The organism is Beijerinckia sp. L45 (assembly GCF_009765775.1).
Lineage (GTDB): Bacteria > Pseudomonadota > Alphaproteobacteria > Rhizobiales > Beijerinckiaceae > RH-AL1.
Map to the genome: position 1 here is coordinate 23,717 of NZ_LMUU01000123.1, position 11,371 is coordinate 35,087.

At 60.5% G+C, this 11,371-nt stretch carries 10 protein-coding genes and 1 pseudogene; 7 read left to right on the top strand and 4 right to left on the bottom strand.

What is annotated here, in order from left to right; genetic code table 11:
• The 4 genes and pseudogenes from GSQ79_RS13050 to GSQ79_RS13065 all read left to right on the top strand — a co-directional run.
• A pseudogene (locus tag GSQ79_RS13050) lies at positions 1-280 on the top strand (hypothetical protein); the annotation flags it as partial.
• A 345-nt stretch (positions 281-625) separates the two neighbouring features.
• Positions 626-1,825, top strand: a complete 1,200-nt coding sequence (locus GSQ79_RS13055) for a cupin domain-containing protein (RefSeq protein WP_158809146.1) — start codon at positions 626-628, stop codon at positions 1,823-1,825.
• Between the two features lie 431 nt (positions 1,826-2,256).
• A complete protein-coding gene (locus GSQ79_RS13060) occupies positions 2,257-2,610 on the top strand; it encodes a helix-turn-helix domain-containing protein (RefSeq protein WP_158809147.1) in 354 nt (117 codons plus the stop codon).
• Between the two features lie 205 nt (positions 2,611-2,815).
• Complete coding sequence (locus GSQ79_RS13065) at positions 2,816-2,995, top strand: hypothetical protein (protein ID WP_158809148.1); 180 nt, start codon at positions 2,816-2,818, stop codon at positions 2,993-2,995.
• A gap of 294 nt (positions 2,996-3,289) precedes the next feature.
• Here GSQ79_RS13065 and GSQ79_RS13070 read toward each other — a convergent pair whose 3' ends face one another.
• The 3 genes from GSQ79_RS13070 to GSQ79_RS13080 form a co-directional block, all read right to left on the bottom strand.
• The gene (locus GSQ79_RS13070) at positions 3,290-4,231 is read right to left on the bottom strand and encodes an alpha/beta hydrolase (RefSeq protein WP_158809149.1); all 942 of its coding nucleotides are present in this window, start codon (positions 4,229-4,231) and stop codon (positions 3,290-3,292) included.
• Between the two features lie 336 nt (positions 4,232-4,567).
• On the bottom strand, positions 4,568-4,951 hold the full coding sequence (locus GSQ79_RS13075) for a hypothetical protein (RefSeq protein ID WP_158809150.1): 384 nt from the start codon (positions 4,949-4,951) through the stop codon (positions 4,568-4,570).
• 206 nt (positions 4,952-5,157) lie between these two features.
• A complete protein-coding gene (locus GSQ79_RS13080) occupies positions 5,158-5,763 on the bottom strand; it encodes a L,D-transpeptidase (protein WP_158809151.1) in 606 nt (201 codons plus the stop codon).
• 571 nt (positions 5,764-6,334) lie between these two features.
• Here GSQ79_RS13080 and GSQ79_RS13085 point away from each other — a divergent pair.
• From GSQ79_RS13085 to GSQ79_RS13095, 3 genes are all read left to right on the top strand, one after another.
• Positions 6,335-6,649, top strand: coding sequence for a hypothetical protein (locus GSQ79_RS13085; RefSeq protein ID WP_158809152.1), 315 nt, complete (start codon positions 6,335-6,337; stop codon positions 6,647-6,649).
• Between the two features lie 852 nt (positions 6,650-7,501).
• On the top strand, positions 7,502-7,801 hold the full coding sequence (locus GSQ79_RS13090) for a hypothetical protein (RefSeq protein WP_158809153.1): 300 nt from the start codon (positions 7,502-7,504) through the stop codon (positions 7,799-7,801).
• Between the two features lie 286 nt (positions 7,802-8,087).
• Positions 8,088-10,004 (top strand): PAN domain-containing protein, encoded by a 1,917-nt coding sequence (locus GSQ79_RS13095; RefSeq protein ID WP_158809154.1) that lies wholly within the window; start codon positions 8,088-8,090, stop codon positions 10,002-10,004.
• Positions 10,005-10,139: 135 nt separating this feature from the next.
• On the opposite strand, the gene thrS is transcribed toward GSQ79_RS13095, so the two are convergent.
• The coding region (thrS, locus tag GSQ79_RS29520; protein ID WP_246725308.1) for a threonine--tRNA ligase at positions 10,140-11,371 on the bottom strand (1,232 nt) is incomplete at its 5' end.

Below are 11,371 nucleotides of genomic sequence, written 5' to 3' on the forward strand. Positions count from 1 at the left end.
CGGGACGGCGGATGCCACGGGCGGCGCCACTGCGACCAGCACCGGCGCCACGCATCACGGCCATATGGGCCGGCCGATGGGCCCGCCGCCGTCGAGCAGCACCGCGAGCACCAGCACGACGGACAGCAGCACCGACACGACCGCGTCGGCCACCGACAGCACCGACCCGACCACCGCGGCGCTGCTGGCGAGGAAGCTCGTCACCGCGATGTCCGCCTATATGGAGCAGAGCCAGAGCAGCAGCGCGCTCGACAGCGCAAACCCGCTCGGCATCGGCTAACGCCGCCGGCGGCCGGTGCGCCCGCATGCGACCGGTCGCCGCTTGCGCGCCTTCGGGGCGACGCGATCCCGCTTTGCAGCCCTCCGACTTGAACGGTCCCAACTGTCTTTGGGAAGAGGTTTCTGTCTCCGCGGCTCCGTCGTTGCGCGGTCGCACTCGGCGCGGAACGCTACGATCTGCTTATCGGCCAGAGCGATAACAGTCTTCGGCAAGGACAGTCTTCCGTCGTCATGACCACGCGATCATGGTGCCGCCGTCACGAACAGCGCCGGCCTCAATGCAGGACGCGGCCATGGCGGACGGCGATGTGCGCTCGTTCTCGCTTTTTTTGGGAGTTTTCGACCAATGGACAACACCAGACGTAATTTCCTCGGCACCGCCGCGATCGGCGCGCTGGCCATCTCCACCGCAGCCCAGGCCGCCGAGCCGGTCGGCTACGCCGCAGGCAACGACAAGGGCAAGCCCGGCGAAGGCGGCGCCGCCTATGATTCCAAGCAGCTGCCCCCCGGCGCGAAAGTCGCCTACCATAATCCCGAGGACGTCGGCGCGATGCCGGAGTTCCACTACAGCATGGACGCCACCGCCCCCAAGGTGACCTCGGGTGGCTGGGCCAAGGAAGCCACCGTCCACCACTTCCCGATCGCCAAGGGCATCGCCAGCGTCCACATGTTCCTGGATCCCGGCGCGTCGCGCGAGCTGCACTGGCACGCCATCGCCGCCGAGTGGGCCTTCGTCATCGACGGCCAGTGCCAGACCGTGGTGGTGACCCCGGAGGGCACCAGCGAGATCAACAACTACAAGCCGGGCGACCTGTGGTTCTTCCCGAAGGGCCATGGCCACTCGATCCAGACCATCGGCGACAAGCCCTGCCACTTCCTGCTGCAGTTCGACAACGGCGCCTTCTCCGAGCACGGCACGTTCTCGATCACCGACTGGGTCAACGTCACCCCGAAGGAGATGCTGGGCATGGACTTCGGCCTTCCGGCCGATGCCTTCGACGCCTTCCCGAAGGGCGAGACCTACATCCAGTCCGGCCCGGTGATCCCGGTCAGCGACGCGATGGACTCGCCGTGGCCCAAGGAGATCACCCACAAGTTCCGCCTCCTCACCGATTCGCGCGCCGTGCGCGAGTTCGACGGCGGCAGCTTCCGCGTCGCGACCGTCGACGAGTGGCCGATCTCCAAGGACTTCTCCGGCGGCATCATGACCATCAAGCCGGGCCAGATGCGCAAGATGCACTGGAACCCGAACGCCAACGAGAACCAGTACTACCTCAAGGGCAAGGGCCAGGTCGCGCTGTTCGGCTCGGGCGGTCGCGGCAAGGTCGCGGAGTTCAACCCCGGCGACGTCTGCTACATCCCGCAGGGCTTTGGTCACGCGATCAAGAACATCGGAACCGACGACCTCGTCATCATCCAGACCTGGGACGCCGGCAAGCTTGAGGAAATCGACCTCACCACCTGGATCCAGAAGAGCCCGAAATACCTCGTCTCCAACAACTTCCCGGGCGTCCCCGACGCGACGCTCGGCAAACTCCGCTCCTGATCGCTGCTCCTCCCGATCGGCGCTAACTGCAACCGGGCTCACCTTTGGTGGGCCCGGTTTTTTGTGCGCTCTGGAACACCGCCGCATTCCGAACGGTTTTTGCGAGCCGAAGGCGAAGCCACCCCGGAGCCGCCTGCTGGACACGCGCGGCTGCACTATGGCCCCTGGGCCGCTTCCCTCGCCGTGACGACCCGCAACAACGACGCCCCCTTGACCTTTTCTGCACGCCCGCGTACGGTAGCTCTACCGGCAGTCGTATGTCAAGCGGTCGCTGGAAACACGGCAAAACCAGCCATGCGCGCGTCGGCGTCCGCCCACCTCGCAACTGAGATTGTCGGCCACCGCCGACACCGCGGCTGTGGGAATGTCGGCGGCCGCCCGCGCCACGGCCGGGGCGGCATCCGCAAAGCGCATGGGAGGCAAAAAACGCCATGCTTGTCACGCACACCTTCGATCTGGCACTCGCCGCGCGCGGCCGGCGGAAGCAACTCAAGCTGCGCCAGGCCGAGGTCGCCCAGGCCGCGCAGGTCGGCCGCGAATGGTTAGTGGATTTCGAGCACGGCAAGCCGACCCTCGAACTCGCCAAGGTGCTGCGCACCCTGACCACCCTCGGCGTCCAGGTTCACGTCGAAATGGGCCGCTCGCCCGACTGGACCCTGCCCCTCACCGCCGCCGCCATCGACCGCCGCGCCCGCGTGGCCGCAATGCGCCCGAAGACGCGGGTTCTGAAGGACCGGGCGGACGTGACGCCACCAGTCGATTGGCCGGGCCGGGCGATGTGGTGAGGGGGCAAAGCGGTTTGGGTGTCCGGAGATCATGTAAGCTGCAGCGTTTGTCACCAAACGTCATGGCACAGCACGCCATTGCTTTCTCGATTTCCAAAACTTCCGCTCTGATTCGGCTGTCAAGGAGCGCAGCCCGCTTCGCGGCGCGCCTTTGGCGCGGCCTTGACAGCCGAATCAGAGCGGAAAAGGGTCAATCAAGAGAGCAATGGCGATTTCTATCGCTTCGCTGACGTATAGCAGGCTCCAGCCGCTTGAACTCGCCTCCAATCAAGCGCCACTGCGCGGCGTTGTCCGAGCAGCCGCCGCCTTCTCTACCGAAGGTTCCGCGGCGGTGCCCGCCCGTACCAACGCCGACGTGAAGAAGCGCCGTTGCCTGCAATCGTGACGGGTTCGGGTCGTCCGTTCTTTGTTATGATGGCTCTGCCGCGGGGCCGCGCGGCTTGCTGCGCTTACGAGCGGGGTTCGCCGGGTTGGTCGAGACACCCGCTAAGCCTCAACATGAGGGTCTCGTCGTCACTCCGGCGGTGCAAGAACCGGTGCGCGGCGATCGCGCGATGCCTGCTTCTCGCGATCCCGTCGGCACCGACGCGTACCGGCTTGGGATATCTCGTTAGGCGCCGGGCGGCGCTTCACCATAGCCCGCAGGATAGCTCCCGCGACTCTCCCTAGTGCGCGGGCCTCACGCCTCGAGGCTCAAACCGCCGTCCGTCGCGACGATGCGGCCCGGAACCGCCGTCCGATCGACGGTGCCGGCCAGCGTCGCAGCCAGATCGGCATAAAACACTTTGTCGTCGAACCACCAGCTATGGGAGAACGAAATTGAGGCCGCGGCGTCGGCCGGTGCTTTCAGCGTCTTAAAATGGTCGGTGCAATCGATGTTTACCGTCTTTGCGGGGGCGTTGGGTGGCAGGCCCACCCGACCGGCGCGGGGCTCGACGCCCGCGCGCTTGACATTGGAGATCTGCAGCACCGCATCGCATTTGTTGAAATAGTTCGTCAGCCGGTAGCTGTGGCCGAGCATGCTTTCGGTATCCTTGTTGCCGGCCACGAAATCGGACGCCTCGACGTCGCCGGCAATCATCACCAATTGGTTGAGCATCCAGTCGGATCCGGTTTTGATGCCGTCGTCCGCATGGTCCAAGGCTTCGCGCAGGACGTAGGCGCCCATCGAATGGCAGAGCGCGTGAATGCCGACGCGACACTCCTTCGTCTCCGACAACAGCAGCGGTTTGACCCCAGCATTGACGAGCAGGATCGCGGTGCGCTTCGCGACGTCGAGCTCTTCGAGATAGGCGAAGGTCTCGGCCCAGGATGGCCAATCGAAGCTGATGACGGTGCATTGCAGGTTTGCGGCAAGACCTTTTGCGACCTTCTGGTGCTCGTCGTCGACATCGCTGATGCCGACGTTGAAGCCGTGCACGAAGAAGAGGATGTTGCCCGTTATCGTGTCGCCTTGCTTGTGAAGCGTTGCCATGACGGCCGCGAGCCAGGGGCGAAGCGTGATTTCGTGCTTGGGTGCCGGCGCTTCGCCGTCGGGGACCGACAGGTAGCGAGTGGCGCCGAGCGCGTCGCCAAACGTGGTGCCGGAGGGCGAGCGAACCGTAATAAAGAATTTCGCCATAATGCAATTGCCTATCAATATTTAAAATGGTGAGAGCTTGGCAGTTCTGGCCCGGGAAAACAGCCCGACATCAGTATAATAGCAGTATCGTCCGCGTCCTGGCGCGCAGCCACCCTAAAAGGCGCGGCTCGCAGGGCACGCATCCCGATTGTCTGCTAGAGCGCTTTCCGCTTTGGTGGAATCACCAAAGCGATTAGAAATCGCTCTCTTCTCAAAAAGTTAGAGCATTTTCCCGACCACAAAAGTCTGCAACTTTTGTGTAAAATGCTTTAAAGACGCAGGCTTTGGCCCCCGCCGCCTCAAGGCTTTCAAGCGGCCGCAGGAGCCCATGCGCGGTTACCGTCCGTGGCGACCGTGGGGGTGATGCCCGACGGGGTGCCGTGGGCGAACGGGCTTCCGGTGATGACCCGCGTGATGCAGGCGGTCGGGATAGCCGCAGAGGCCGTTAACGTAGCGGATCGGGCCGCAGTCCGGCCCGTAGCCGGAACCGGTATCGCCGTAGTTGTAATCGTAGTCGTCGTAATCGCCGGAGCCGCCGATATGGCCGCCGCCGAAGCGTCCGTGGGGCCCGGCAAAGCCTCGGCCCGCAAAACCATGGCGGCCGACGCCACCGCCGCCAGCATGCCCGGCACCCTGCGCATCCGCCACGGGCGGCAGACCCGCGCCAGCCGCCAGGGCGAGCGCGGCGACGATGACACCGGATCTGACTGCACGTTTCATCTCCGTCTCCGTACGTCTCCCATGACACAACTCAGAGACGAAGAATACGATCCGATGCCAAAACGGTGCGCGCACCGGTTGAAGGCGGATAGCGTTACGCGGGAGGCAATCCGCTTCGCCTAGGCCGCGACGGCAGCCCGCAAAGACCAGGACATCTTGGGGTCGGAGGAAGTGCCCGCTTCCCAGCCGGCACGCACCGGCAGACGCTAGTAGAACGAGCCGAACAGCCCGCCGTGGCGCGGCGCGGCATAGGGCGAGTCGCTCGCCGCCTGGGCGTCCGGCGCGGACGCGCCATCACGGTCGTCGGCCGCCGGGGCCGCCGCGGTATTGGAGGCGACCGCCGCCGCCTTCTCCCGCGCCTTGGCGCGGACCGACGCCATCGTCTCCGGCGAGTCGCCGGTAATGGTAAATTCCGCGCCGCCCTCGGCCTTCACCATCTCCCAGAGGATGGCGGACTTGGCGACCGGCAGGCGGACGCAGCCGTGCGAGGCGCGCTGGCCCCAATGCGACTTCGAGGCGCCGTGGATCGCATAGCCCGGTGCGAAGAAGATGGCGTTGGGCATCGGCGCCTGATCGTACTCGTCGGAATGATGGTCCTTGTCCATCCACAACACGCCCGCAGTGCCGGTCGGCGTGTCATAGCCGCGCTGACCGGATGACACCTTCCAGTCGTAGCTCTGGCTCTTGCCCTGGACGTGGACCGTCTGCGCGTCGAGGTCGACGCTGATGAGCACCTTGGCTTGGGCGAGCGATGGGGCGAGGGCCAAACCGATCGCGGTGGCGGCGAGGACGGCGCGGATGGTGGAGGACATGGGCTGCAAAGGCTCCGGGGAATTCTGGGACGACAACGCGCAGGGGACCGATAAGGTCCAGCTTGCGCCGCTTAGTCGGGTGACATTTCCGTCAAGATCTGCGCGCCGCACAAGGCGAGATGGTGGCAGCGGGTCGCAAGGCGGCACATGCCGCGACGGCGTTGCGGAAAGGTCACGGTTTTGCGCCGCATCTCAGCTCCGCCATCAAGATGTCTGCGGATGGAAGACGCAAGACCCGTCCTTAAAAAGCACGGCTGGCAGGGCAACCCAGCCTGATTTTTGTCTCAAGGACGCGGGCACAGCCCGCGCCGGCTCCGCCGGTCGCAGATCCTTGACACAAAATCGGGTTGGGTTCGGGTTGGCCGTTCCTTTTAAGGGCGGCCCTGCCGCGCTATCTCGGCTCAGATCCTCCCCCCGCTCGCGGGCAAGCAGCCCCCTGCCCCACGTCCTTCCATCTGTCACCTTTTTCAGACACGTCCGCGAAATCGTTCGGCTGCACTGTACATCCGGCGGCGATTGGAAAAGATCGCACGACCACGCCGTCGTGGCCTTATGAGGAGCTTTGACGATCATGAAGTCGACTTTGGTTTTGGGGGCGCTCGCCCTTTCGGTGACGCTGTCCGGCGTCGCCTTCGCAGCCGACATGCCGGCCGCTGCCCCGCCGCCGGCGCTGGCCCCCGTCACGGTGGTCGATCCCATCACGGGCGCCCTAACCACCATTCTGACCCCGGTCGGGCAGGTTATCGACGGCGTCGTCGTCCAGCCGATCACCGCAGTCGGCAACGCCATCCTGCCGCCCCCCCCGCCGCCGCCGCCGGTGGTCGAGCCGGTGGTCTACCATCACCACCATCATCATCACTGGCACCACCATCACCACGCCATGTGATTCGACCGGCCTCGCCCGACCGGTCCTTTGGGCCGGTCGGCAGGAAGCCGGGATGTTAAGGGGAGACGCCATGCGTCTCCCCTTTTTTTTTGCGCCCGCGCCTGGCCGCGATCCGACCGGGCGCGCCGGTCGGCAGCCGCGTCATTCCGGACGGCGCGCAGCGACGATCCGGAACCGGTGTTCTCCCGCCGCCGGCAAGGCCCCGCGCACACCGGTTCCGGATAGGCTCCGCCGTCCGGAATGACGGCTGTCAGATGTTATTGTGTTGCCGAAACCACGAGCCATGCGCCGCCGGGCGCAGACCCGGCCCTGAAGGCACGGCCGCTACTGCGCAAAGTCGCGCTAGCGAGTGGACAGACATATGCGACTTTCTGACTTCCAGAAAGCCCGCAATATGATATCAAGTCTCGAATTGCTCGTTTTGGTTTTAAGAGCATACATCGTTTGACAGAGTTTCTAGGAGCTCTTTGATGCTCGAATTATCGTTTCAAAACGCGACACCCGCCGAAGCCGCCATGCTTGCGAGACGCCTTGAGATGGCATTCCTACTCGCAGGGGTACCTCGTACCAAGGTGTCCTTGAAGCGAACCGACAAAGAGGTGATGGACCTCGGTTCTACGGTACAGTTGGCGCTGCACTATTTGTCGACAAGTGCTGAGGCAGCAACGCCATACCTCGCCATACCTCACTGCGCGATGTTGATTTGGGAGGTATGCAGACCTCATCGGTCTAAGCTCGTTATTAGCAGTGCTAACGGCAGACGGTTTGAACTCAGCACTGAGGATATAGACCACGATCGTCTTGAGAAAATACTCACGTCGCTTCGAAGTGAGCTCGACGGGAGTCCTCCTCATGCAGACTAAGGCCGAAACAGAATTGGAGATACGAACAGCCATCATTGTTTTAGGAGCTAGCTCCTTTTTACATTATAAAGACATAGACAATGAGCGCTTCAAGGTGTCGGCAGCCAATCTTATTAATATTTTTGAAAAAGGTGATATTCTTAATTCCAGCGCTCCACTTGTTCTCGATTTGTTTGATTCAAATTACGAGCCGCGCGAGATTCTTTACGCTATCACCAGGTTTCTTCGTGAGAATCCGGATAGGACTGATATTATTCATATATTATTGCGGTCACGGCAATCTTTTTGATGACCAGGGGTTGTATGTACTTCTCCGAAGCAGCGACCCGGACAATGAACCCCACACCGTTTTGCAATGGAGGGATTTCTGGAATTTATTAAGGGTACCTCTCAGCACTAGAAGGACATTTATCCTACTAGATTGTTGTTTTGCAGGAAAAGCAGCTCATCAGTTTCAATCTATCGGGCTTGGCCCCCTCATTGAGGAACAGACCTACCGCATCCTGCCGCGCAGGGGCACAGCTCTGATCGCGGCGACGGACGGCGGCTTGGCAAGGGTTCCAGACGATCAGTCTATGACGATGTTTACGTCTGCGTTGCTTGAAACACTGCAACGCGGTGTTCCAAATGCCGGCCAAAACCTATCTTTTCGCGACGTCACGGTGGATATTCGGCGGTCACTTCTTGAACGTTTTGGCGCTTACGCCGTGCTTCCCGTCATTCACGATCCTGTGCAACCCGAAGGGCACGTGACCGAAACGCCGCTTTTCCATAACAGACTTAAGCCGAGGCCACAGGATCCGTCGAAAGATATGCTCGAAGATTTTCAACTTGCCGACGGCGAACTACGCGGAAGCATGGCCAAAGACCGTTTAGCAGCGCTCGAAATAATGGCGGAATTACTCGAAAAGACGAAATCGACAGACTTTCACAACCAAATCCTCATGAGCCTAAGACGTTGCAAGGCCGAGGACGACTCGCGAGCCGTAATCAATAGATGTGTTCAAATTTTAGAAACATACCTCATTGATGAAATAACGGTGGATACGCCCGACGGCCCGCCTTTAAAACGAACTCCGCTCACACTCTTAAAGGCGTTACTCGGCCTAGCAACTATTGCTTTTACCATTGCTTTCGTTATTGCAATCTATTTGAAGCATAGCCAAAGCGCAGCTATCGAAGCGTCAAAATATGCCGCTGCGGGAGACTCCATCGTTAACTTGAGCAATTATGTGCGAGAATGCCAAATTTGCGAATTCAAGGACCGCGCGGAAGCCGGTATCAGCGAGATAGCAAATCGACAAATCGTCGCGGCGTCCTTCGATTCACGCGAACTTCATGGAATCGCGGCGGAGTGCGATCAGCGCTGTCCTAACGACGTCATCGAAGGCGTCGCCGCCAAATTGAGGACTATAGAAAAAGAAAATGGAGCTTACCGCATTGCGGGGAACGACGCCGAAAAACTTGCTCGCTATATCGGTGAATGTCTAGCTTGCGAGTTCAAGGATCCTTCGAACAACCGGGTTGCTGGTTTGTTGGCCGGTAAATTTGACGACAATAATAAAACTCGAATGAGGCTTACTTCCATCCAAACGGCATGTAACTCGCGCTGCTCTGAAGGCGTTGACCAGCAAATCCAAGCGCGTCTCGATACGTTAAACGCAGAAGTAAACGAATTCAATGCTGCGGGGGACGACATCCGCCGAATACATAAATATCTTAGCACATGCCGAGAATGCGAATTTGACAATGACGCCCAAAAACGAATGACTGACCTGACAGTCACGCAATTGGATGATATTTCATATGATCGCAACAAGTTAAGTAACGCTCTTAAATATTGCGGCGCATCTTGCCCTGTAGACTTTATCGCCGAGATAAAATCGAGACTTGTAAAAATTAATGCAGAAAGGGATAGCTTCACTAATTCAAAAAATGATGCCAAGCGACTGACTGATTACGTCAGCAATTGCCAGGTATGCGAGTTCAAAGCGACCGCTGAAAAGAAATTGGTTGGCCTCGCGGCACCGACGAAATTTCGATCTCATGACAATCGCGATCTGGACGGGCATGATCTCGATCAGAGCGATGAAGAAGATGCTACAAAATGCGAGACTAGCTGCGGCCGTAACGCTCAATGCCTTGGATACACATACAACAAGTGGAATAGAAAGTGCTTCATCAAAGATAAGTTTGATCATTTGCGCCTCGAACCCAGAGCTGCGAGCGGGATTCGCGACGATCTACCCCCAATATCACAGTCAAAAGAAGGATATATCATGAGACATTATAGCGAAAAAGCGTTTTCCAAAAGCAATCCTTACAACACAGCTGTCACTCAAAGTCTAGAAAGATGCGATAGCACGTGCATGAGCGATAAAGTTTGCGTCGCGTTTACATACTCGAAAGAAACTCGTAAATGCGCATTGTTTGAAATAACTGATGAATATTTCGACAGCAAGGAAGCCGTCAGTGGAATAAAGACGCAATAAAAAGATATTTTTTTGCATCATCCACGGCCGCTCTGCGTAGACCTGATTCATTGGCCTTTGAGAGTCGCTATCCACCATGCTTCGCATGGTCCCCCTTCCCCACTTCGCGAGAGAGGATCTCACGCCCCCCCGACCCTACCCCCCCAAATCCGGCGCCGTCGCCTCCGCCTTCAGGCTCGCGATCGCCTCCTCAAGCCCCATCGTCGTCTGCGCCTGGCTCCCCAGCCGCCGGATCGACACCGTGCGCTCCGCCGCCTCCTTCTTGCCGACCACCACCATCACCGGCACTTTCGCCAGCGAGTGCTCGCGCACCTTGTAGTTGATCTTCTCGTTGCGCAGATCGCCCTCGACCTTCAGCCCCGCCGCCCGCAGCGCCGCCATCACCTCGTAAGCGTAGTCGTCGCCCTCGGACGTGATCGTCGCGACCACGGCCTGCAGCGGCGACAGCCACAGCGGCAGATGGCCGGCGAAATGCTCGATCAGGATGCCGGTGAAGCGCTCCAAGGAGCCGAACATCGCGCGGTGAATCATCACCGGCGTCACCTTGTCGGAGTGTTCGTCGATGTAGAAGGCGCCGAAGCGGCCGGGCAGGTTGAAGTCGACCTGCGTGGTGCCGCACTGCCATTCGCGGCCGATCGCGTCGCGCAGCGTGTACTCGAGTTTGGGGCCGTAGAACGCGCCCTCGCCGACGTTGATGCCGGTCTTCATGCCCGTTTCGGCGATCTGCTCCAAAACCTTGCCCAGCGCCTCTTCCGCTTTGTCCCAGACGTCGTCAGAGCCGACGCGCTTGTCCGGCCGCGTCGACAGCTTGACGACGACGTCCTCGAACCCAAAGTCCTTGTAGATCGAGAGAATGTCGGCGTTGATTTTCAGCGCCTCGGCCATGATCTGGTCGACGGTGCAGAAGATATGCGCGTCGTCCTGGGTGAAGGCGCGCACGCGCATGATGCCGTGGATCGCGCCCGAGGGCTCGTAGCGATGGACGATGCCGAACTCGGCGATCTTCATCGGCAGGTCGCGGTAGGATTTTAGACCATTCTTGAAGATCTGGACGTGGCCGGGGCAGTTCATCGGCTTCAGCGCGAACACCCGCTGATCGGCCTCGGGGTCCTCGGGGTGCATGAAGGCATGCGCGGATTTCGCCGCGAACATGTTCTCCTGGTACCAGCCCCAATGGCCGGACGTCTCCCACAGCGCCTTGTCGAGCACCTGCGGCGTGTTCACCTCGACGTAACCCGACCGCTCCTGACGGCGGCGCATGTAGCCGATGAGAGACTGGAACAGCGTCCAGCCCTTGGGATGCCAGAACACCGTGCCAGGCCCCTCCTCCTGGAAGTGGAACAGGTTCATCTCGCGGCCGAGGCGGC